The 22004-nt window shown below is 60.1% G+C and carries 19 protein-coding genes; 4 read left to right on the plus strand and 15 right to left on the minus strand.

The genetic code is table 11. The annotated features are described in order from the left end of the window. Nucleotide 1 precedes the first annotated feature (1 nt). Together ACINK1_RS05240 and ACINK1_RS05245 are read right to left on the minus strand one after the other, a co-directional pair. Nucleotides 2-871: a branched-chain amino acid ABC transporter permease gene (locus ACINK1_RS05240; protein ID WP_376801927.1), complete on the minus strand. Its 870-nt coding sequence runs from the start codon at nucleotides 869-871 to the stop codon at nucleotides 2-4. 54 nt (nucleotides 872-925) lie between these two features. Further along, on the minus strand, nucleotides 926-2107 hold the full coding sequence (locus tag ACINK1_RS05245; protein WP_376801903.1) for an ABC transporter substrate-binding protein: 1182 nt from the start codon (nucleotides 2105-2107) through the stop codon (nucleotides 926-928). 348 nt (nucleotides 2108-2455) lie between these two features. On the opposite strand from ACINK1_RS05245, the gene ACINK1_RS05250 reads away from it, so the two are divergent. Then, the gene (locus tag ACINK1_RS05250; protein WP_376801901.1) at nucleotides 2456-3592 is read left to right on the plus strand and encodes a putative PEP-binding protein; all 1137 of its coding nucleotides are present in this window, start codon (nucleotides 2456-2458) and stop codon (nucleotides 3590-3592) included. An 11-nt stretch (nucleotides 3593-3603) separates the two neighbouring features. Here ACINK1_RS05250 and ACINK1_RS05255 read toward each other — a convergent pair whose 3' ends face one another. The 12 genes from ACINK1_RS05255 to ACINK1_RS05310 form a co-directional block, all read right to left on the minus strand. After that, nucleotides 3604-4314, minus strand: coding sequence for an ABC transporter ATP-binding protein (locus tag ACINK1_RS05255; RefSeq protein ID WP_376801900.1), 711 nt, complete (start codon nucleotides 4312-4314; stop codon nucleotides 3604-3606). Continuing rightward, nucleotides 4311-5063 (minus strand): ABC transporter ATP-binding protein, encoded by a 753-nt coding sequence (locus tag ACINK1_RS05260; protein ID WP_376801898.1) that lies wholly within the window; start codon nucleotides 5061-5063, stop codon nucleotides 4311-4313. Before ACINK1_RS05260 ends, ACINK1_RS05255 begins: the two co-directional genes overlap by 4 nt. Further along, nucleotides 5056-6069 (minus strand): branched-chain amino acid ABC transporter permease, encoded by a 1014-nt coding sequence (locus tag ACINK1_RS05265; protein WP_376801926.1) that lies wholly within the window; start codon nucleotides 6067-6069, stop codon nucleotides 5056-5058. The genes ACINK1_RS05260 and ACINK1_RS05265 overlap by 8 nt, the downstream gene beginning before the upstream one ends. Next, nucleotides 6069-6938, minus strand: coding sequence for a branched-chain amino acid ABC transporter permease (locus ACINK1_RS05270; RefSeq protein WP_376801897.1), 870 nt, complete (start codon nucleotides 6936-6938; stop codon nucleotides 6069-6071). Before ACINK1_RS05270 ends, ACINK1_RS05265 begins: the two co-directional genes overlap by 1 nt. A 103-nt stretch (nucleotides 6939-7041) precedes the next feature. Further along, nucleotides 7042-8271 (minus strand): ABC transporter substrate-binding protein, encoded by a 1230-nt coding sequence (locus ACINK1_RS05275; protein ID WP_376801896.1) that lies wholly within the window; start codon nucleotides 8269-8271, stop codon nucleotides 7042-7044. A gap of 147 nt (nucleotides 8272-8418) precedes the next feature. Beyond that, entirely contained in the window at nucleotides 8419-9339 is a 921-nt protein-coding gene (locus ACINK1_RS05280) for a helix-turn-helix transcriptional regulator (protein WP_376803010.1), read from the minus strand. A gap of 137 nt (nucleotides 9340-9476) precedes the next feature. Further along, nucleotides 9477-10673, minus strand: a complete 1197-nt coding sequence (gene boxA, locus ACINK1_RS05285) for a benzoyl-CoA 2,3-epoxidase subunit BoxA (protein WP_376801894.1) — start codon at nucleotides 10671-10673, stop codon at nucleotides 9477-9479. Nucleotides 10674-10747: 74 nt separating this feature from the next. Continuing rightward, complete coding sequence (gene boxB / locus ACINK1_RS05290) at nucleotides 10748-12199, minus strand: benzoyl-CoA 2,3-epoxidase subunit BoxB (protein WP_376801893.1); 1452 nt, start codon at nucleotides 12197-12199, stop codon at nucleotides 10748-10750. 33 nt (nucleotides 12200-12232) lie between these two features. After that, nucleotides 12233-13894 (minus strand): 2,3-epoxybenzoyl-CoA dihydrolase, encoded by a 1662-nt coding sequence (gene boxC / locus ACINK1_RS05295; RefSeq protein ID WP_376801891.1) that lies wholly within the window; start codon nucleotides 13892-13894, stop codon nucleotides 12233-12235. Nucleotides 13895-13988: 94 nt separating this feature from the next. Beyond that, nucleotides 13989-14438: a DUF309 domain-containing protein gene (locus ACINK1_RS05300; protein ID WP_376801890.1), complete on the minus strand. Its 450-nt coding sequence runs from the start codon at nucleotides 14436-14438 to the stop codon at nucleotides 13989-13991. After that, nucleotides 14435-15256, minus strand: a complete 822-nt coding sequence (locus ACINK1_RS05305) for an alpha/beta fold hydrolase (protein WP_395760014.1) — start codon at nucleotides 15254-15256, stop codon at nucleotides 14435-14437. Before ACINK1_RS05305 ends, ACINK1_RS05300 begins: the two co-directional genes overlap by 4 nt. Then, a complete protein-coding gene (locus ACINK1_RS05310; RefSeq protein WP_376801888.1) occupies nucleotides 15253-16800 on the minus strand; it encodes a benzoate-CoA ligase family protein in 1548 nt (515 codons plus the stop codon). Before ACINK1_RS05310 ends, ACINK1_RS05305 begins: the two co-directional genes overlap by 4 nt. A gap of 441 nt (nucleotides 16801-17241) precedes the next feature. Here ACINK1_RS05310 and ACINK1_RS05315 point away from each other — a divergent pair, with 441 nt between their 5' ends. From ACINK1_RS05315 to ACINK1_RS05325, 3 genes are all read left to right on the plus strand, one after another. Beyond that, entirely contained in the window at nucleotides 17242-18561 is a 1320-nt protein-coding gene (locus tag ACINK1_RS05315) for an ABC transporter substrate-binding protein (RefSeq protein ID WP_376801887.1), read from the plus strand. A gap of 68 nt (nucleotides 18562-18629) precedes the next feature. Next, a complete protein-coding gene (locus tag ACINK1_RS05320; RefSeq protein WP_376801886.1) occupies nucleotides 18630-19586 on the plus strand; it encodes a carbohydrate ABC transporter permease in 957 nt (318 codons plus the stop codon). Beyond that, on the plus strand, nucleotides 19583-20404 hold the full coding sequence (locus ACINK1_RS05325; RefSeq protein WP_376801885.1) for a carbohydrate ABC transporter permease: 822 nt from the start codon (nucleotides 19583-19585) through the stop codon (nucleotides 20402-20404). Before ACINK1_RS05320 ends, ACINK1_RS05325 begins: the two co-directional genes overlap by 4 nt. Before the next feature lie 26 nt (nucleotides 20405-20430). Here the strand turns inward: ACINK1_RS05325 and ACINK1_RS05330 are convergent, their stop codons facing one another. Beyond that, nucleotides 20431-21954 carry a glycerol-3-phosphate dehydrogenase gene (locus ACINK1_RS05330; protein ID WP_376801884.1) on the minus strand — a complete coding sequence of 508 codons (1524 nt, stop codon included), beginning with the start codon at nucleotides 21952-21954 and terminating at the stop codon, nucleotides 20431-20433. Between the last annotated feature and the right edge of the window lie 50 nt (nucleotides 21955-22004).

Below are 22004 nucleotides of genomic sequence, written 5' to 3' on the forward strand. Positions count from 1 at the left end.
CCTAAACCTTCTTCAAGGCTGCCGCCGCAAACAGGCCGCGGGGCACCAGAGCAAGCGTCGCGATGACGGCGGAAAACATGACGATCTGCGTATAGGTCGAGCCCAGCAGCGCGGTAACCAGCGCTTCGCCGATACCGTATATGAGGCCGGCAACCATGACGCCCGGCGCATGCGTTATTCCACCGATGATGGCAACCGCGAACGCCTTGATACCAAACAATGTCCCCATCTCGGCGTGGACATTATAGAGCGGAGCAATGAGCAAACCCGCCAGTCCGGCGAGCATTGATGACAGACCATAGGTGGCGGCAACCAGCCGGCCAACGTCAATACCCATGAGCCGTGCCGCGTCGCTGTTCTGCACGGAGGCTGACAGCGCCTTGCCAAAACGCGATCGTGTCAGAACAAGCCATAATGCGACAGCGACAACGCTTCCGACGAGCGGAATGACGATCTGTAATGGCGTGACGCCGACGCCGAAGATGATGAAAGGCTTGTCATCGAGCCAGGAAGGAAAGCCGCGCGGCTCCTTGCCGAAGGTAAACAGGACGAGGTTGTCGAGAAGAAGACCACCAGCGACCGTTGCCATCAGCCAGGCGTTTGATTGGCGTGCCACGAAGGGCCTGACCAGAACCCGTTCGATCAGCAAACCCAGGAGGGCGCAACCGAGCAGGGCTGCCGGGGCCGCAACCATGATCGGCCAGCCATAGCGGGCTACCAGGACATAGCCCAGAACGGCGCCCAGCATGACTGAGCTGCCTTGCGAGAAATTGACGGTGCGCGACACGATATATGTCACGTGAAAACCCAGCGCGATGAGACCATACATGGCGCCCAGCGACATGCCGCTGACCAGAGCCGAGAAGATAATCATCAACGCTCTCCCGACGTAGGGCGGTCTGCTATCCCTGACCTGGCTTAACGATCAATTGGAGAGCGGCAGGATTTCAGCGCCTTTGAAGTAGGTGAAGATATAGTCAGCAGCGCTAAGAGCGTCGTGATTGTCCGGTGTGAAGGGTTTCGCATAGGTTTTGATCAGCCCGGCATAATGATCGATGTCGTAAAAGCCCTGGCGGATTTTTGTGCCCTCGATCGAGCCGGCCTTGGTGATCGCCAACGCCGTCAGATGGAGGGCATCATACGCATTGGCGATACCGACGGCAGGTGTCACGTCGGTTGTTGTTTTGATTTCTGGATATTTGGCCTTGAGCAGGGTGAATACGGATTCACCCTTCTGGCTCAGCTTTCCGGAAAAGCTGTAAGTCTGAATGAAATGGACCTTTTCGGCGCTCGGCCCGGCAAGCTCGGTGAAGCGTCCGCCGGCCGGTCCCCAATGTGATACGACGGGTACATTCCAGCCCATGCGATCCAGCGATTTGACTACCTGAGCTGACGGGCCAACATTGCCAACCAGAAACAGCGTGTCAGCTCCCGCCGCCTTCAGTCGGGAAAGTTGCGGTACAACATCGACGTCATTAGCTTCAAATTTCTCGATACCGGCAGCGCTCATGCCCTTGCTGACAAGGGCCGCCTTGAGGCCGGCTTCGTTTGATTCACCCCAGGCATTGTTGACCAGGATCATACCAGGTGTTTTGGCCCCATATTTTTTGACTGCATAGTCAACCAGCGCGATGTCAACGAGCGTATCGACCGCCGATACCCGGAAGACGTAGTTTTCGGCGGCGCCGTTGCGCGTGATACCTGTGCCGGCTGCCCATACACCCATGAACGGCACCTTGGCCTGATTGACGAAGGGCGCGATGGCAAGCGAAACGGGCGTATCAAGCCCACCAAACAGAACCGCGATCTTTTCCCGTTGCACCAGTTCGCGGGCTGCCACCAAACCTTTGGCGGGATTGCTTTCATCATCGCGCGTCAGCAGTTCGAGCTTCTTGCCAAGGACGCCGCCCTTGGCATTGATTTCATCAAGGGCGATTGAAAGACCGCGGATGATCGCCTCACCTGATTTCGCCGACTGGCCCGAAAGCGCCGCCACCAGGCCGATCTTTAGCGTTTCCTGAGCATGGAGAGGATGAACCGGCCCCATAGCGAGCGCGAGGAGAACCAACAGGGCCTGACAACATCCGGTGATCACAATCTTGAGCATCTGCAGCTCCTCCGCTGATCTGGTTCTTGGGGGTCTACTTCTTGGGATTGAAATGTCAGCAATAAATGTGCCAGCGCGATAACCAAAAGAATGCGCAGCTGGTATGCCTTGTTTGCCGCCATCTGCGCCAGGTATTGCGCTGTTCCAGGTTCATCTGCCTGCTATTTGGGCAGGTTGACGCCCGACGATCAGAAGCCCGCCAGCTCGAGACTGTCAGCCCCGCGACGTCGGGGCGCTACGGCTGTAACGCAAGCTCCCATTTCCGCGATTTCCTGGCGGCCGACAGGATCGTTTTCTGCTGTATTCGTGTTTAGCCCATAAAGCATTGATTGTTGCAATGCATCGAATTTGCTGCGCAAGGGCAGCGCCGCCACCAGCCATGTGGCGATGCTGGCACGGTCGCGTGGCGTACCGATGATTGTCGGCCTTCAGGCCGACGATATCGCTGGCCGCAATGTCCTGATCGACGCGACACAAGGTCTGGTTATCGTTGATCCGAGTTCCACCGACGCCACGCGTTTCGAGCAGCAATGCGCGGCGAGCCGGACGCGCGATACGGCAGTCGCCGGTTTCCTTGGCCAGCCGGCCATTTCGCGCAACGGCGTGCCTGTCATCACCTTGATCAACGTCGCTGATCCATCCGAGCTGGAGGGGCTTGATCCGGCCTGCTGCGATGGCATCGGGCTGGTTCGCACCGAGCTGCTGTTTGAAGGCGCAACTCTGCCGAGCGAAGACGCACAGACTGACATCTACACCCGCATTGTCCGCTGGGCTGGTGGCAAACCCGTTACATTCCGCACCCTTGATGCCGGCGCTGACAAGCCGATTGCCGGGTTGACACCGCTTGGCGAAAGTAACCCTTTCCTTGGCATGCGTGGTGTACGCCTGACGCTGTCACGACCCGACATCTTTCGTCCCCGGCTTCGAGCGCTGGCCCGCGCCGCTGCCTTTGGCGATGTGCAGATCATGATCCCGATGGTCGCACTGCCCGCTGAACTGGAGGCAACCCGCGCCCTTCTCCATCAGGCCTGCGCCGAGCTACGCGCCGAGTGCGTCCCTCACCGCCTCCCGCCGCTTGGCATGATGGTGGAAGTTCCCGCGACAGCGTTGACGCTTGAGACCTTTGATGCAGCCTTCCTGTCGATCGGCTCGAATGATCTCACGCAATACGTGATGGCGGCGGGGCGCGACATTGCCGCCGTCGCCGCCCTTGCTGATCCCGGCCATGAGGCGGTTTTGCGATTGATCGGCATGATTGCCGCCACCCCGTTGATGGAGATTTACATCATGTTTGAAAACGCAGCGGCGCTCCTTGAGCAGCGCGGCATCGACATTGTCCGCTCACAGGTCGGAAATTTTGTCACCTCGCTCGACATGGCCGGCTGCTCGATCACGGTGACACTCGCTGACAGTGAAATGTTGGCGCTGTGGGATGCGCCTGTTCACACGGCAGCCCTCAACCGGGGCCAGATCATGGCGCACTGAACGGCAGATCGTTATACGCCCAGATGGCGCTCCAGAATGTCCGGCCTGGAGGCCAGTTCGGCCGGCGTTCCTGAAAAGGCGATGGTGCCCTTGGCAAGCATAATCATGCGGTCGGCAACACGCGACAGGCTGCGATGATCCTTGTCGACGATGATGGTGGCGATACCCTCGGCACGCATCATGGCGAGGCTGTTCCAGATGTCGCGGACAACCAGCGGGGCCAGCCCTTCGGTCGCCTCGTCGAGCAGAATGAGGGCGGGATTGGTCATCAGCGCCCGGCCGATCGACAGCATCTGCTGCTCGCCTCCTGAAAGCTGTTGACCGCCATGGCGCTGGCGCTCGGCGAGGCGGGGAAAGATGGCAAATATCCGGTCGATCGACCAGTGATTGCGCCCGGCGCGGTCGGGCCTTGCGGACATCTTGAGATTTTCAAGCACCGACAAAGACCCGAAAATGCCGCGCCCCTCCGGAACATAGGCGATGCCCAGACGGGCGATGGCTTCTGGCGGCAGGTGGACCGCATCCTGCCCCATCACATTGACGGCGCCGCGCCGATCAGAGACAAGGCCGATGATCGATTTGAGCAGCGTTGTCTTGCCCATGCCGTTGCGCCCGAGGAGGGCTATCTGCTCGCCGGCGCCGACGGTGAGAGATAATCCGTACAAAACCTGGCTCACGCCATAAAAGCTTTGCAGATCGTTGATCTCGAGCACGGTCGTCACAAGCAATCCTCGCCGAGATAAGCCACCCTGACGGCGGGATCAGCGCGGACTTGCGCCGGCGTGCCGGTTGCAATGACATGACCATCGGCCATGACGGTCAGGCGGTCAGCGAGGGCGAAGACGGCATCCATGTCGTGCTCGACAAGGAGAATGCCGCGCCCGTTCCTGAGGCGTGAAACAAGGGCGATCATGTCCTGCGCTTCGGCCGGCCCCATCCCCGCCAAGGGCTCGTCGAGCAGGAGGATGCTGGGCGCGGTGGCAAGCACCATGGCAATCTCAAGCTGGCGCTGGCCACCATGGCTGAGATGGCGGGCGGGTGTGTCAGCGTGGGCGGCAATACCAGCTTCACTGAGCGCGGCAGTAGCGTGAGCGTTGATCACCGGGTCGCGGCTGGCATCACCAAAGAAGCGCAACGCCTTAGGTGATCGGGCCTGTGCGGCGAGGCGCGCATTCGCGAAGACGCTGACATCAGGAAAGATGGTCGTCTTCTGGTAGGAACGCCCCAGGCCGGCCCGGGCGCGTTGGTCGGGCGAGCGGGCGGTCATGTCCTCGCCTGCCAGATGAACACTGCCGTCGCCAGGGGTGATCTCGCCGGAGAGCAAATTGACGAGGGTCGATTTTCCTGCCCCGTTCGGGCCGATGACGGCATGAATTTCATCACGATGAACATCTATTGAGACATCGCTTACGGCGATCAGGCCGCCGAAGCGCTTCGTCAGATGTCTGGCGCTCAGAACGATGTCAGCCATGGTGTTGTCGTCCAGCCGATGACGCGCCGGAGCCAGGCTGCCCCGCAGGCGCTCGCCGATCGGCGAACACCAGTTGCGCCAGGTGCTGCAGGCCACCGGGGAGCATAAAGACGAGGGCAATGACGATGACGCCTTCGATGAGCTTCCAGTGTTCGATATTCGACTTCAGGATTTCCTCAAGGCCGAGCAGGGCGAAAGCTCCAAAAACCGGACCGAGCACGCTTTTCATGCCACCAAGAACCACCATGATGAGGAGGGTTGCCGACACATGCCAACCCAGCGTCTGGGGCGCAACAAAGCCAAACTGGCTGGCGGAGAAATATCCCGCAATGCCGGCCAGAACGGCGGCAAGGACAAAGGCGGTGAGGCGGATGCGGAAAACGGGAAAGCCAAGCGAGCGGGCGCGCTGCTCATTGTCACGGGCTGCCATGAGGGCGGCGCCAAAGGGCGAGCGCACAAGAGTGGAAATGACGATAATCGCGAGCAGCAGGCTGGCGAGGGCTACGTAGTAAAAGCTTGTCTTGTTTCCCAGATCGACCAGGCGCCATCCGGCGATAACGATCTCGGGCTCAAAATAGATGTAGATGCCGTCGGAGCCATTCGCCACCCGCGTATCGTGGAAGAAGTAGAAGAACATTTCGCCGAAAGCGAGCGTTGCCATGATGAAATAGATGCCGCGTGTGCGCAGCGCCAGCGCGCCGACGAGTGCCGCAGCGACGGCGACAACCAGCAAAGCCAGCGGCAGCGATGTCCACAGGGACGCGCCGGATGATGATGGAGAGGCCAGAGCAAGCACATAGCCCGCAAGACCGAAGAAGGCGCCGTGGCACAGGCTCACCATGCCGCCAAAGCCGACGACCAGGTTGAGCGAGGCAGCAACGATGGCAAGCAACATCGCCTTGGCAAAAAACTGCAGATAATACGTTGGCGCGATCATCGGCAGCAGCAGCGCTGCGATCAATAGAGCGGCCAGCAATGCGCGAGCGAGGGCGGGCGATGCCTTCATCACGAAGCGCGACCCAGCAGGCCGTTGGGGCGCCACAACAAAATGATGACCATCAACAGGTAGACGAGGATGGAGGACACCTGGGGGAAGAAAACCTTGCCGAACGTGTCGGTGAGGCCGATCAGCAAGGCGCCAAAGGCTGCGCCGGCGACCGAGCCGATGCCGCCCAGAACGACGACAACGAAGGACAGGATCAGCATGCTGTCGCCCATGCCGGGGAAAACGGTCGATATCGGCGCAACCAGTATGCCGCCAAGGGCCGCGAGCGCGATGCCGCCGGCAAACACATAGCGGTTGACGCGATCAAACGAGATGCCGAGCGCTCGTGTCATGTCGCGGTTCTCGGCGCCGGCGCGCAGGATCATGCCTAGTCTGGTTTTCTGGATGATAAAGAAAATGATGCCGGCCAGGACAAGGCAGGCGATACACAGAGCCAGCCGGTAGATCGGATAGGAGAGCACATCGGTGAGTTCTATGGAGCCTTGCAGCCAGGCTGGCGGGGCAACTGAATGCACGTCTTTGCCAAACAGGATCTGGCGCACCTCATCGATGACAAGGATCAATCCATAGCTCAACAGGACCTGGGCCAGATGGTCGCGGCCGATGAGACGTTTGACGAAGGCTTCCTCAAGAACCAGGCCCAGCAGGAAGGCGATGGCCACGCCGCCAACCAGGGCAAGGGCGAAACTGCCGGTGTAACCGGCGATCCAGTAAGCGAGATAGGCGCCCAGCATGTAGAAGGCACCATGGGCGAGGTTGATGACGCCGAGGATGCCGAAGACAAGCGTCAGGCCGCTTGCCACAAGGAACAGGACCAGCCCGTGCTGAACCGCGTTCAGAAGCTGAACAGAGAATGTGGCGATATCCATCACCTGATCCCTTGTGGTGGAAGCGCCCGCCGCGGAGGCGGCGGGCTTTCGGGTTGCCGCAAGCAGGGGCGCTCAGACCTTCCCTGTTCAGCGTTCAAGCCGTTCAGGCGCGGCAACCGCGGGCGGGATCGTCAACACTCTTGCCGGCAACCGAGACAAGTTCGTTACGTCCGTTACGCACCTCGCGCATGTAGATGTCCTGGATAGGGTTGTTGGCCTTGTTGAAGGTGAGGGTGCCGCGCGGACTGTCGATCTTTGCTGCTTTCATGGCAGCAATCAGCGGCTCGCGCGCCGCCCAGTCGCCCTTGACCGCCTTGAGGCCGATATCAAGGAGCGCGCCGGCGTCATATCCTTGCACGGAATAGATGTCGCCATCATTGCCGGTCTTGGCCTTGAAGGCCTCAAGGAATGCCTTGTTGGCGGGCAGGTCGAGATTATCGGCGTAATGAAGGGTTGTCCTGATACCGTTGGCGGCTTCTCCCTGAGCGGGCAGGGTTCCGTCGGTGAGGAAGCCCGCACCATAAAGCGGGATGGATTTGTTGAGGCCGGCAGCCGCATAGTCACGAACGAACTTGACCGCCCCGCCGCCGGCAAAGAAGGCGAACACGGCGTCCGGCTTCAGGGTGGCGATGCGGGTGATCAGCGCCTGGAACTCAACCTCCGGGAAGGGCAAAGCCAGATCCTCGGCGATCTTGCCGCCCTCCTTGGTGAAGCCTTCCTTGAAGGCGTCGACCATCTGCTGGCCCGCCGCATAGCGCCAGGTGATGGTGGCAACATTGCGCAAGCCGGCGTCATACATCACCTTGCCCATCGGATACGTCACCTGCCAGTTCGAGAAGGAGGTGCGGAAGATATGCGGCGCACAGGCAGGCCCCGTGGCCTCGTTGACGCCGGCATTGGGGATGACGAGCATGGTGTTGGTGTCGCGGGCAACTTTGACCATGGCCATCGCAACGCCAGAGTGAACGGTGCCGACCACAACATCGACTTTGTCGCGGCCAACGAGGCGGTTCATGTTGTCAGTGCCCGCTTCGGGCTTTGATTCATCATCAACCTGCACGAATTCGATCTTGCGGCCACCCAGCATGCCGCCGTTCTTCTCGACATAAAGACGGAATCCGGCGTCGATATACTGACCCAGCTTGGCGAAAGTTCCCGAATAGGGAAGCATGAACCCGATTTTGAGAGCCGCGCCCTGGGCAATCGCCGGCGTGGCAAGCCCGGCGAACGGCCCGGCAGCGAGCGCGCCTGCACTGCCATAGAGAAAGCGGCGGCGATCAAGTGCGATCATCGATAAAGGCGTCGTGGCCGTATAGCGTGTGGTCTTAGTCATCCTGGCGTTCCCTTGTTTTGAGAGGCTCGATCAATATATGCAATTTAATGCATATACTAGCGAGTTATGCTCTTATTGCTCGTGATTAGATGTATGATAATGCATAAAATCTGTCAATTTGCTATTCGTCTCTCACCTCTGTGTTGGTCAGGATAGAAGATAACCTCGGGAATGGATGAGATGCACCAGCTCTTCGAGGGAATGTTCCAGCGTTTTTCCTGATGTATCGAGCTGTGCGTCAGCGAGGCTGTAGAGCGCCTCCCGGCTTGCCAGGATTGATTTCAATTGTTCCATGGCTTCCGGATTGCCGGCCATGGGCCGTGTATCACCCTGGGCAAGCACGCGGCCCATATGTTCATGGGGAGCGGCGCGTATCCAGATGGTGTGGAAATGCGCCAGCAACATCTTGTACGTGTCGGGCTCGGCGACAATGCCGCCGGCCACCGCGAGGATCAGCGTCTCATGGGTGGAGATAATGCGGCTGAGGGCCGAGGCCTCGAGCTTGCGGTATCCTTCCTGCCCGTAAAGCGCCAACACCTCATTGACGGACATTCCGGCATGATCCCCGATCTCGCGGTTGAGTTCGAGGAAAGGTGCATTAAACGCTTTGGCGGTGAGGGCGCCGAGCGTTGATTTGCCTGCGCCGCGCAGGCCAATCAGGCACACCCTGCGGGCACGCAAAGCATCATCTGGTTCAGGCTGCAGCAGGTGCATGACCTGCTGGCGAATGTCAGCGCCAGCCAGACGATAAAGATCAGCGACTTTGAGTGTTTGCGATGTCCACGGGTCCTCCTCGCCGACCAGCCATTCAATGCGATGGTCAAGGGCGATGGCAACGCGTTGCAGAAGGCTGATCGAGATGTTGCCATCGCCGGCTTCAAGCTGGGCCAGATAGCGTGGTGAGACATCGGAGATTTCAGACAGAACGCGGCGGGGGATACCTTTCAGTTCACGCGCCTTGCGCACGCGTTCGCCGACGCGCTGCATCAGCAGGCTTGCGGTGTCGCCAGATGGCGTCGTCGGCTCGACGCGGGCCAGCTCGCCCTTGAAATTGGTGATCTCCGCCATCCCGCTCCGGCTCATGCGTTATGTTGCATATAATGTGACAGAACCGCCGGGCGCGGCAATCGAATTCTCTCAATGGGGAACAAGCGGAAGGACACGGCTGCCGATGTCAGGCATGGCGGCCGGGCGATCATCCACCCTCAGTACGTTTCCACATGATAGCGCCCGGCCTCGCGCATGGTATCGCGCAGCTTTATCCAGTCGAGGCCGATGCCGCGCGCGATGTCGGCCAGCGCTTCCTCGACGCCATTTTCCATGGCGCGCAGACCGCAGATGTAAATGTAGGTATCGCCATCGCGCAGCAGGGTGGCGACGTGATCCTTCGTCACCCGCAACTGGTCCTGGACATATTGCTTGGGCAGGTCTGCCTGCCTGCTGAAGGCGAAATATTTGCCAAGGAAGATATCCGGCACTTTGGCGAGTGGCCCGAAATAGGGCAGATCGTGAGGTGAACGGGCGCCGAAATAAAGCGACAGATGCCCCTTCAGATGCGGATTTTCGCGCTGGCGGCGCATGGTAAAGCCGCGGAAGGGGGCAGCACCGGTTCCCGTGCAGATCATCAACAGCTTTGCCTGCGGATCGCAGGGCAGGAGGAAGGTCGAACCGAACGGGCCGGTGACCGCGACCTTGTCGCCTTTGCGCAGATTGCAGATATAGGTCGAACACAGCCCGTCGGGCTCGCGCTTCACTGTCAGCGACAGATTGTTGAAATTTGCCCGCTCGCCATCGCGCGGGCTTGAGAGCGAGTAGAGGCGCGGCAGATGGGGCTTGCCCTCGGCGTCGCGGCCGGGCGGGATGATACCGATCGTTTGGCCTTCGAGCACGGGGAAGGGAAGGTTGGCGAAATCCAGGATGATATGGCGGACATCCGTGTCGCTTGTCTCGCCCGTCAGGCGGTAATTGCCTTGCACGGTGGCCATCGCCGGCTTGGCCAGATTGTAGAGATTGATGGTGGGCTTCGAGGCTGAGGCTGGCGCCCGTGCCTTGCCGCCGGCACCCTTATGGGCCTCGGCAAGGAGGGCTGCGACGTTTTCATCGAGCGCTTCGATGCTGGTGTCAGTGGCGCCAGCTTCGCTGGAGAGAGCCGATTGTGCCGGCAATTCGTCCCAGGAGAATTGCTCGTCCAGCGAATAAGGGGCCATGACAACCCGCCAATTGTCGATGGAGCCGGTTGGGCAGGGCGAAATGCAATCCATGCAGAAATTGCATTTTTCGGCATCGACCACGACGTTATTGTCATCATGGGTGATGGCGGAGACCGGACAGGCCGCCTCGCAGGTGTAGCAGCGGATGCAGATCTCAGGATCGATCAGATGCTGTTTGAGTGGCTGGTTCATCGTCGGATCTTGTCCTCAAACGGCATGGCGTAGCCATCGTCCTGATAGCGGGTCGCCGGCTGCCGGTGATGTGTCTACGCCATATGCAGCTTCACATATTCAAAGTCGCCGGCCTGGTTGTCGATGCCAACCTTTGGCGGCGCAATCCAGCCCGCGAATTTTCCTGCCTCATAGCAGGGCTTCATCAGCGACTGAATGAAATCGCCGTCAGCCTTGGTCGGCAGCCATTCCCGGATACCGGCTTCGAATGCCGGCTGCGTGACGACCATGCCGGCAGGATCAAAGAACTTTCCGGCAAAGACGCCAATTTTGCGATTGAAGGCCTCATGCGGCAATTTCATCGCGAAATTGATCCCCATCTTCTCGATGATCTTGTTCCAGCGGCCGATACCGCCGGCCGCGTCGCGGGTGTAATCATCGCGCAGGCGCATGTTGATGGCGGTCAGCGCCGGCACGTCCTGCTGCACCATTTTGCCGTCAACAAAATTCCATACCTTGTAGGTGTCGCCGTTGAGGCGATGGTCATCGGCGATTTTGCTTTCCAAGTAGCGACCCTTGATGCCGGCATTGAAAGCGTTGGCGGCGTTGGTCGATACTTCCTGGCCGAAGAGGTCAAGCGACAGCGTGTAATGGAGGTTGAGCTTCTTCTGGATGGTCGGCAGGTCGATGACGCCAAGCGCGCGGATACGGTTGATGTCGAAGGGATCGTCGATGCCGGCCTTCTTCATCATCAGGCAGGTTTGCTCGATGGTGCGTCCCACACCGGTTTCGCCAACAAACATGTGATGGGCTTCTTCCGTCAGCATGAAGCGGCAGGTGCGGCTCAACGGGTCAAAACCCGATTGTGCCAGGCTTTCAAGCTGCATCTTGCCGTCGCGGTCGGTGAAGTAGGTGAACATGAAGAAGGACAGCCAGTCCGGCGTCTCCTCGTTGAAGGCACCCAGCATGCGTGGTGCTTCCTGCGAGCCGGATGAGCGGCGCAGCAGATCGTCCGCCTCGTCGCGCCCGTCCGCGCCGAAATATTTATGCAGAAGATAGACCATCGCCCAGAGATGACGGCCTTCCTCGACATTGACCTGGAAGAGATTGCGCATGTCATAGAGCGAGGGGGCGGTGCGCCCAAGAAAACGCTGCTGTTCGACGGAGGCAGGCTCCGTATCGCCCTGGATGACGATGAGGCGCCGCAACATGGCGCGATATTCACCCGGAACGTCCTGCCAGGCGGCATCGCCTGCATGTTCGCCGCAGGGGATCTTGCGATCGGCAATCTGTGGCGCCAGCAGAATGCCCCAGCGATATTCCGGCATCTTGACGTAGTCGAACTTGGTCCAGCCCTTGGGGTCGACGCTGACGGCGGTGCGCAGATAAACGAGGCTTTCCTGGAAGTCGCGGGGGATGAGATCATTCCACCAGCTGATGTAGCCCGGATGCCATTTCTCCAGCGCTTTCAGCACGCGCTTGTCGGTGGACAGGCCAACATTGTTTGGAATTTGTGTGTCATAGCTCACATTGATCAGATCAAGCATGGGGACGTCTCCTGTCCGGACGGCAATCAGCGACTAGATGCGCTGCAGATTGAAGTTGCCGCGCTGGCCGGTTCCGTAGCGCTGCAGGGCGCCCTCGGCGCCAACCGCATTGGGGCGCTGGAAGATCCAGTTCTGCCAGGCGGTGAGGCGGCCGAAGATGCGGGTTTCCATGGTCTCCGGACCGGGAAAGCGCAGATTGGCTTCCATGCCGGTCATGGCGTCAGGCGAGAAGCTGGCGCGTTCCTCAAGGAAGATGCGCACTTCATCGTCCCAGTCGACCTCGTCGAAGGTAAAGGTAATGAGACCAAGCTCATTTGCCTCACTGGCTTCAAGCGGCTTGCGCAGATGAGCATGCGCGCCCTCGACTTTGACCGGCTCTCCGAGAAAGCGGGTCTGCAGGCGCGTGAGGGCGTTGCTCATGGGAAAAGGGCCGAAATTGGCCGGGCTCAGCGTCAAGCTGGCGCGCGGGCGGTTATCTCCCTCAAAATCGCCCTCCATCATGTAGCTGCGATCAACCGCAAACAGCACCTCTGCCAGAATGCCGGCGAAGCACGACCCATGCTCGATCAGCGCCACCAGCGAGCGTGAGGTCAGATCGATCCGCTTCAGCACACGCTTCCAGTAGAGGAGAACTTCATTGGCAAGCCAGTGACGCGCATTGTCGAGAAGCAGCGCCTCATGCGCCAGAACACGTTGCGGATCGCCTTGCGTGCGGAAGACGAGGAGGCCGATTTCCAGCTCATTGAGGCGTAGATGAAGGATGGCGTCATCAAGCTCGCGGGCAAGGCGGAGAAGATAGGCCTGCGAGCCTTGCCGCTCGAACTCGTCCATGGTCGCAGGCGCATCATCATCCGGGCCGTTGATGGTGAGTGTGGCACGGCGCGCCTTGCGATCAATGGCGACGTCGATGGTCGAATAGGATAGCGAACCGTCGGCGGCGATGGTCCGCGTCAATGGCTTCAGGATAATGCCGGTTGCGGCGGTGGCGCGCGTCGAGCGATCAGCAAAATCCCGGGCGCGGGCGGCGATGGCTTCTTCGAATTTGGAATTGGCGACCACCTCATCGACCAGCCGCCATTCCTTGGCTCGCTTTCCCTTCACACCCTCTTCGGTGGCGCAAAAGACGTCCGCGAGATCCCGACGCACCTTGCGCTTGTCGGTGACGCGGGTGAGACCGCCGGTTCCCGGCAGCACGGCCAGTAAGGGCACTTCCGGCAGCGAGATAGAGGTCGAGCCATCATCGGTCAGGATGATGTAATCGCAGGCCAGCGCCAGCTCATAACCGCCGCCGGCACACGCTCCCTTGACGGCACAGATATAATGCTGGCCCGATTCAGCGCCCGCAGCCTCAAAGGTGTTGCGGGTCTCATTGGTGAATTTGCAGAAGTTGACTTTGTGCGCGTGGCTCGCCCCGCCCAGCATGCGTATATTGGCGCCGGCGCAGAAGACGCGCTCCTTGCCCGAGCGCAGGATGACGGCCTTCACCTCAGGATGCTCGAAGCGCATGCGCTGAACGATGTCAGCCAGCTCGATGTCAACCCCAAGATCGTAGGAATTGAGCTTCAGCTCATAACCGGCGAAAAGCCCGGCACTTTCATCGACATCCATGAACAGAGTTGCCACCGCGCCGTCATAGGTGACGCGCCAGTGATGATATGTCGTCGGATCGGTCTGGAAGTCGATGATCTTGCTCACAAGGGCTCCTCAAGAAATTGCACTATATTGCGATTGAATGTGTTGTAAAGCGATTACTATACAATTTTTTCCAAAATATGTGACAGTTTATGCATTATAATACATTAATTTCAAATCTGATATCGTCGCATATCCGTTTGAGTTCCACGAGGCTGACGCCCATGATCTGCGCACGGCCGGTTCGGCCGGCTTCGGCAAGATGAGCGCTGACCATGTCGCACAGCCGGATGACGGCGCGCCTGCGTCCCATCTCCACTTTCAGTCTGGCATTAGCGAGCTGGATGAGCGCCTGAACGACATGGCGCTCGGCGCTTGCTGCGGGTGTCGCAAGCCACACCGGCTCAAGAACTTCATGCGCCTCCCAGTAATAGCCCATGTGGAAGAAGTGCAATCCGGCGCGGAAGGCCTCGCTTGATGCCAATTCCTGAACCGACATGTTGCTGTGGGCCGTATGGCGCAGAGCCGCAAAGGCGTCATCGTCGTGGCGTGGCGAGACGCCCGGTACATAGGCATGGCCTGGCAGGGCGATGCCGGCATCGCTCATGCGGTGATCACCTCGGCGGCTTCGATGCGCTCCAGCCTGCTGGTGAATTCGCTGATCAGCGCCAGGGTGCGCGCCGGTTGATCGATATGCGGCGCATGGGCGCAGGCTTCAAGGATTTCGACGTCGACGGGCGCATAGCTGCGGCTCTCGACTTCGCGGATCTGCTCATATGTTCCGTATTGGTCGTCGCGACCTTGAATCGCCAGAACCGGGATGCGCAGATAGTCGACGACGTCGGCGATATTCCACTGGCGAAACGCCGGATCCAGCCAGGCGTCGTTCCAGCCATAAAAGGCATTGTCGGGATGGCGGTGGTATCTGGAGAGGCGCGCTTTGAGGTCTCCTGACTGATAGGCTGACCGTGCCTCGGCGATAGCCGCCAGGCCACTTGCTTCGGTGAAAAAATGGGGCGCCATCAGAACCAGCCCGCGCACGCGATGATCCTCATGGCTGCCGGCGTAGATGGCAGCGATGCTGGCGCCGTCACTATGACCAAGAAGGATGCCGCGACGAAAGCCGATACCATCAAGGATCGCCGGCAGGACGTCGCTTGCCTCGCGTGTCATGTAGTCGAGCGGCCGCGGCAGTGTGACGGGGTCTGACTGGCCATAGCCGGCACGCGAATAGGCGAACACCCCAAAGCCGGTGGCGGCGGCCAGTTGGGCTGGAAAATCGCGCCACATGGCGATGCAGCCCAGCCCTTCATGCAGAAGGATGATGGTGGGCGCAGTGGCGGGGTCGGGACCGTGGCAAATATATTCGAGTTGCCTGCCGGCGATGATCATCTGAGCGGACATGGCAGTCCAGGCAAGGGTCATCGGTTTCCCTCCCGCAATCTGAAGCGTTGTATCTTGCCGGTGGCGGTCTTGGGGAGATCGGGGACGATGTCGATCCAGCGCGGATATTTCCACTTGCCGATCTTTTCCTGCACGAAATTCTTCAGCTCCGCTTCAATCGCACTGATGTTTTCGTGACCCTTGAGGACGATGAAGGCTTTGGGTTTGTCCAGCCCGTCCTCGTCCTGCGCGGCAATGACGGCAGCCTCAAGCACGGCGGGATGGGCAATGAGCGCCTGTTCGACCTCGAAGGGCGACACCCATATGCCGGAAACCTTGAACATGTCGTCGGTGCGGCCACAGTAGATGAAGCGCCCTGCGGCCGTCATTTCGTATTTGTCGCCGGTGCGGGTCCATTCACCCTCGAACGTGGTGCGGCTCTTGTCGAGCTGGTTCCAATAGCCCTCGGAGGCGGATGCGCCCCTGACCAGCAATTCGCCGATGCTGCCAGGACCGATCTCGGTGCCGCTGTCATCGACGAGGCGGACCTCATAGCCGGGTACCGCAATACCTGATGTGCCATCGACGACGTCGCCGGAGCGGTTTGACAGAAAGATATGGAGCATCTCGGTGGAACCAACGCCATCAAGAATATCGACGCCCCATTGCTCACGCCATTTCTGACCGATCTGAGCCGGCAGGGCTTCACCGGCCGAGATGCACAGGCGGAAAGGACAAGGGGGCGGCGCGGCATTCTTTTCAAGCTGGGCAAGAGTGGCGGCATAAAGCGTCGGGACACCGCAGAAAATCGTCGGCTTGTCGTCGGCGAGAATTGTCATCACCGCGTCGGGCGTCGGGCGTCCATTGTACAGCAGGGCGGTGGCGCCGACCGACAAGGGGAACGTCATGGCGTTGCCAAGCCCATAGGCGAAGAACAGCTTGGCAGCGGAATAGACGACATCATCCTCACGGATGCCAAGAACATTGCGACCATAGGTGTCGGCGGTCGCCTTCAGCGCGCGATGGACGTGGCGCACGCCTTTGGGCTTGCCGGTGGAGCCGGAGGAATAAAGCCAGAAGGCGGTTTCATCAGCCTGCGCCGCAACGGCTGGCATGGGGGATGTCCCGGCCATGAAATTGTCATAGCTCCGGGTGCCTGGCGCCTCGCCGCTGCCGATGACGATGATCTGGCGCAGCCAGGGATTGCCGGCAAGGGCGGGGGCAACCACCGGCAGCAATTCTGTCGATACGATGAGGCCTGCCGCACGACTATCGCGCAAAATGGCGTCATAGACCGGTGTTGCCAGCAAGGTGTTGACGGGCACCGGGATAAGACCAGCCTTGAGACAGCCCCAGAAAAGGACAGGAAACTCGAGCGTGTCGAGCACGAGCATGGCAACCCGCTCCTCGCGCCGCAAACCCGCCCGCAGGAGGGCCGATGCTGCGCGGCCACTCTCGTCGGCGAGGCTGCCATAGCTCAGCTGGCGCCTAGCGCCGAAGGTTTCGCGATAGGCGATGTTGCCGCCGCGCCCCTCGCCGATATGGCGATCGACAAAATAGGTTGCGGCATTCTCGCTTGTCGACATCAAGGCTCCCCGCTCATGTCTGCAGATTTGTTTCCACCAAGCCTGATCATCACCCTTTGCGGTCACTCACACGCGCGCGCCCGTCAGAAGCGCGCGATGCGGGCAGGCATTTGGCTTGGCGGAAAGACCTTTTTTTATTTGCTGCGTATTATAATGCATTTAATTTTGATAGATGCAAAATAATGCCACATATTATCCAGCCGCGCAAGCGAGTGGAGCTGGCTGCGCCGGACGGACCGGGCCTGTCGTATTCGTGCCAATATGTCCGGGCCTGGTCAGTGGATCCAAGCAGTGGCGAGCGCGTGGGTGCATGAAACGGCACTGATCATGCGACCTATGGTCAAGCCCGTTGTCTTTCGCCCGTTCTTGGCAGACAATTCTCTGACTAAAACGACGGCCAATCACAAGCCTGACCACAGGCGATGACGGGGAGAAGCGATCATGACGAAGGGTAGTTTGACGCGTCGACATGTTCTTGCAGGGGCAGGTGCCGGTGCCACCATGCTGGCAATACCTGCCGCGTGGGCTGATGTTGATTACAAGAAATATGCAGGCAGCAAGATAGAGACCAATCTCATCAAGGGGCCGCGCGGCGATCTGTTGCAAAAGTACGAAAAGGAGTTCACCGCGCTCACCGGGATCGAGGTCAATTCGGAAGTCATCCCCGAACAGCAGCAGCGCCAGAAGATCGTCATCGAGCTGTCATCGGGCAGGCCGTCCTTCGATGTGGTGCATATCAGCTTCCATGTGCAGAAACGTCTGTTCGAGCGGGCGAAATGGTTGTCCTCCGTCACCCCCTTCATGACAAATGCAGCGCTGACGGAAGCCGATCACAAGGGGGATGATTATTCATCCGCCGGGCGCACCTACGCCACTGTCGAAGGCGGGTTCAACGCCCTGCCCTGGTCGGTTGATTATTTCATGGTCTACTGGAACAAGGAATTGTTCCAGAAGAAGGGCATTGCCTATCCGACGAATTTCGACGAGCTGATCAAGGCAGCCGAAGCGCTCCATGATCCGGCCAACGGCATTTCCGGCTTCGTCGGGCGTGGACTGCGCAATGCCAATCTGCCGCTTTACATGAGTTTCCTTCTTGGCTTTGGCAAGGACGCGCTGGATGAGAAAGGCAATCTGATCATTGATGGGCCGGAGGCGGTGGAGGCTGCCAAGATCTACAAGCATCTTCTCACCAAATGCGCGCCGGCCGGGGTTGCCGGCTTCAACTGGATGGAAAGTCAGGCTTCCTTCCTGCAGGGCAAGAGCGCCATGTGGCTTGATGGCATTGGCTGGGCGCCGCCGGGCGAGGACCCGACGCGCTCGCGCATCGTTGGCAAGATCGGCTATGGCGTGATCCCCAAGGGGCCGGTGGCTCATGCCTCCCCGACCTATGGCGATGGCATCGGCATTCCCGCCGCCTCAGCCAAGAAGGAACAGGCCTGGCTTTATTGCCAATGGGCGGTATCAAGGCTGATGGGCGGGCGGCTGTTGCAGAGCGGGGGAGGCGTGCCGTTTCGCAACTCCGTCATCGGCAACAAGGACACGCAGGCGGGCGTTACCATGCCGGCTGAATGGCTCACCTGCGTCATTGAATCAGCGAAGGTCTCCAAGCTCGGCCTCCCGGTCGTGGTGCCGGTGACGGAGTTTCGCGACATCATCGGCACGGCGCTGACCGCGACACTGTCCGGCGCTGATCCGGCAACGGAACTGAAGAAGGCCGCCGACCAATACCGGCCCATCCTGGAAAAATCCGAGAAGAGTTGAAGCGGGACATCGGCAGTGTCAGCAGCCAGCGTGCTGGTGACACTGCGGTGGGCTGGAGGTTGATGCCTATGGCTGACGTCACGCTCGAAACGGGGTTGGGCGCCAAGACAGCGGGCGAGGGCGCGGAGCCTTTGCCGGTCCAACCGGCGCTGCGCCCTCATTACTGGCTGTTCGTCATCCCGGGAATGATCGTCGTGGTTGCCGTCATCCTGGTGCCATGGGTGTTCACCTTGTGGATGAGCCTCCATGAGTGGAAACTCGGTGGCAGCTATTCCTTCGTCGGCCTCGAAAATTATCTGCGCCTGCCGGGCGATCCGCGCTTTACCGAAGCCTTCGTGCGCACACTCGTTTATTCGGCACTCGCGGTTGTCTTGCCGATCATCCTTGGTACGCTTGCCGCCCTCGTCTTCCATCAGGAATTCCCCCTCCGTGGCTTTCTGCGCGGCGTCTTCGTGGCGCCGATGATGGCGACCCCGGTGGCGATCGCGGTGGTGTGGACGATGATGTTCAACCCGCAACTGGGCGTGCTGAACTATCTGCTGCAGCTCATCGGCATCAAACCGCAATTGTGGATATTCGAAGCTTCCACCGTAATCCCCTCGCTGGTGGTGGTCGAGACCTGGCAATGGACGCCGCTGGTGATGCTGATCGTGCTGGGCGGGCTTGCTGCCATTCCCAGCGAGCCTTACGAGAGCGCGGATATTGATGGCGCGTCCGCCTTCCAGAAATTTCGCTATATCACCTTGCCGATGATTGCGCCCTTCCTGATGATTGCGGTCATCATCCGCCTCATCGATGCCCTGAAAAGCTTCGACATCATCTTCGCCATGACGCAGGGCGGGCCCGGCACGGCGTCCGAAACCATCAATCTTTACCTCTACCAGACGGCCTTTGCCTATTTCGACATCGGCTATGGTTCGGCGATAACGGTGGTGTTCTTCGTGCTGATCATCCTGTTATCGCTGGCGACCCTTTATCTGCGAGCGCGCACGCAATGGGCCGAGGGCGGGGTGGCTGAACGATGAAACGAAGCCCCTTGCAGAAATTGCTCCTCGGGCTGGCGATAGCGGTTGCCGTTTCGCCGGCCATCCTGTTCTTTTTGTGGACGATTTCGCTATCGCTCAAATTCGAAATCGAGAATGCGGCAAGCCCTCCGGTTTTCATTCCGACCCAATGGGCGTGGTCGAATTATCACGAAGCCATCGGCAGCAAGAATTTCATTATCTATTTGCGCAACAGTCTCATCGTTACCGGAGCAGCGACACTGGTGGCGCTGGTGGTTGGCGTCCCTGCCGCCTATGGCATTACCCGCATGCGGGCGACCAAAGCCGCCGTCATCGTGCTGATTGCCCGCATGACGCCGGGCCTGTCGTTCCTCATTCCGCTGTTTCTGCTTTTCCAGTGGCTCGGCCTGCTTGGCACGTTGTGGCCGCAGATCATCATCCACCTGGTGCTGACCGTTCCCATCGTTATCTGGATCATGATCGGCTATTTCGAAACAACGCCGCTGGAACTGGAGGATGCCGCCCTGATTGATGGCGCCAGCCGCTGGCAGGTCTTCTATTATGTGGCGCTGCCGATTGCCCGGCCCGGCATTACGGTCGCCTTTATCCTGTCAGTGATCTTTTCGTGGAATAATTTCGTCTTCGGCGTGGTGCTGGCGGGGCGCGAGACGCGCACACTGCCGGTTGCCGTCTATAATCTGCTGTCCTTCGACCAGATCGCCTGGGGACCGCTGGCAGCCGCCGCCTTGATGGTGACGCTGCCGCCCCTGCTGCTGACTGTTTTTGCCCAGCGCCAGATCATTGCCGGGCTGACGGCAGGTGCGGTCAAGGGCGGGTGAGCGGGTGTCAGCCATTATGGACCGGCTCATGATCGGGAAAAGGGTTGGTTCCCCGGAACAAGCTGCTCGATCGCGGTTTTTACCGCTTCCTGTGCACTCTTTGGCAAATGCAGCCCCAGCTTGGAGCGCCGCCACAGCACGTCCTCGGCAGTGCTCGCCCATTCTTGCCTCACCAGATAGGCAAGCTCCGCTGTGCTGAAGCCGCAGCCGAAATCGTTCCCCAGATCGGCGGCGGATCGCGCCTCGCCCAGTATGCGCTCAAGGCGCGTGCCATAGGCGCGCACCATGCGTCGGGCGGTCGCTTCGCTCAGAAACGGCCAACGCTCGCGCACCACGGCGATAAAGGCTGGAATGCCAGCGTCAGGGATGTCGCCACCAGGAAGTGGTGCGGTCGCTGTCCAGTCCGTGCCCCCATGCGGCAGGCAGGGCCGCAGGGCCGCCATGGCGCGCAGCGCCAGCTCGCGATGGGTGGTGATCTTGCCGCCGAAGACGGTCAGCACCGGCGCCGCGCCCGGTGGCGCATCAAGATCAAGCACGTAATCGCGGCTGACCTTGCTTGCAGCCAGCGCTCCGTCATCAAACAGCGGCCGCACGCCGCTGAACGTCCACACCACGTCGGCTGGTGAAATCCGCCGCTTGAAATAGGCGTTCACCGCCGTGCACAGATAGGCGATTTCACTGTCATCGGCGTGCGGTGTCGATGGATCGCCGCTGAAGGCGATGTCAGTCGTGCCGATGAGCGTGAAGGCGCCTTCATAGGGAATGGCAAAGACGATGCGGTTGTCGTTGTTCTGGAATATGAAGGCGTGATCGCCCTCATAAAGCCTGGGCACGACAATGTGACTGCCCTTGACGAGACGCACGGTGCGGCTGCCGGGGATGGCAAGCTGCCGGTGGAGGATATCGCCAGCCCAGGGGCCGGCCGCATTGACGAGCAGGCGGGCGGTGACACTCTCGACGGGTCCGTTTCGTGGCGCAAGCGTGACTGACCAGTGATCGGCATGGCGGGCGGCGGCGGTGACGGCGGTGTGTGTGCGGATAGCGGCGCCGCGCTCTGCCGCGTCAAGTGCGGTCAGCACGACCAGGCGGCTATCGTCCACCCAGCCGTCGGAATAGACAAAGGCCGTGCTCAGGTCATCGCGCAGGTCGCGGCCGATCAAATGCCGGCGCAGATGGATGGTTTCGGTGCCTTTCAGTGTCCGGCGGTGCGCGAGATGATCATAGAGAAAAAGCCCGATGCGTACCATCCATGCCGGGCGATGGGAGGGTTCGTGGGGCAGGACAAAGCGCAGTGGCCAGGTGATGTGGGGCGCCATGGCGAGAATGATTTCGCGCTCCTGCAACGCTTCGCGAACCAGGCGAAACTCGAAGAATTCGAGGTAGCGCAGCCCGCCATGGATGAGCTTGGTCGATGCCGACGAGGTGTGGGCGGCCAGATCGTCCTTTTCGGCAAGCAGGACCTTCAGCCCGCGCCCCGCCGCATCGCGGGCAATCGCTGCGCCGTTGACGCCGCCGCCGATGACAAGGAGATCGTATGTGGCGGTCGCCAAAGCAGGCACCCTGACGTCTGTGATCCAGGACAGGAGGAGCTTAGGGAGGG

Origin of the sequence: Raskinella chloraquaticus (SeqCode), assembly GCF_021731865.1 — a bacterium.
GTDB lineage: Bacteria > Pseudomonadota > Alphaproteobacteria > Rhizobiales > UBA4765 > Raskinella > Raskinella chloraquaticus.

Bases quoted from the DNA above. Each gene is read 5' to 3' on its own strand.
- ACINK1_RS05305 (WP_395760014.1), bottom strand. From the start codon at position 15,256: ATGACCCTTGCCTGGACTGCCATGTCCGCTCAGATGATCATCGCCGGC.
- ACINK1_RS05325 (WP_376801885.1), top strand. From the start codon at position 19,583: ATGAAACGAAGCCCCTTGCAGAAATTGCTCCTCGGGCTGGCGATAGCG.
- ACINK1_RS05320 (WP_376801886.1), top strand. From the start codon at position 18,630: ATGGCTGACGTCACGCTCGAAACGGGGTTGGGCGCCAAGACAGCGGGC.
- boxA (WP_376801894.1), bottom strand. From the start codon at position 10,673: ATGAACCAGCCACTCAAACAGCATCTGATCGATCCTGAGATCTGCATC.
- ACINK1_RS05300 (WP_376801890.1), bottom strand. From the start codon at position 14,438: ATGAGCGATGCCGGCATCGCCCTGCCAGGCCATGCCTATGTACCGGGC.
- ACINK1_RS05310 (WP_376801888.1), bottom strand. From the start codon at position 16,800: ATGTCGACAAGCGAGAATGCCGCAACCTATTTTGTCGATCGCCATATC.
- ACINK1_RS05265 (WP_376801926.1), bottom strand. From the start codon at position 6,069: ATGAAGGCATCGCCCGCCCTCGCTCGCGCATTGCTGGCCGCTCTATTG.
- ACINK1_RS05275 (WP_376801896.1), bottom strand. From the start codon at position 8,271: ATGACTAAGACCACACGCTATACGGCCACGACGCCTTTATCGATGATC.
- ACINK1_RS05245 (WP_376801903.1), bottom strand. From the start codon at position 2,107: ATGCTCAAGATTGTGATCACCGGATGTTGTCAGGCCCTGTTGGTTCTC.
- ACINK1_RS05315 (WP_376801887.1), top strand. From the start codon at position 17,242: ATGACGAAGGGTAGTTTGACGCGTCGACATGTTCTTGCAGGGGCAGGT.
- boxB (WP_376801893.1), bottom strand. From the start codon at position 12,199: ATGCTTGATCTGATCAATGTGAGCTATGACACACAAATTCCAAACAAT.
- ACINK1_RS05280 (WP_376803010.1), bottom strand. From the start codon at position 9,339: ATGGCGGAGATCACCAATTTCAAGGGCGAGCTGGCCCGCGTCGAGCCG.
- ACINK1_RS05260 (WP_376801898.1), bottom strand. From the start codon at position 5,063: ATGGCTGACATCGTTCTGAGCGCCAGACATCTGACGAAGCGCTTCGGC.
- ACINK1_RS05270 (WP_376801897.1), bottom strand. From the start codon at position 6,938: ATGGATATCGCCACATTCTCTGTTCAGCTTCTGAACGCGGTTCAGCAC.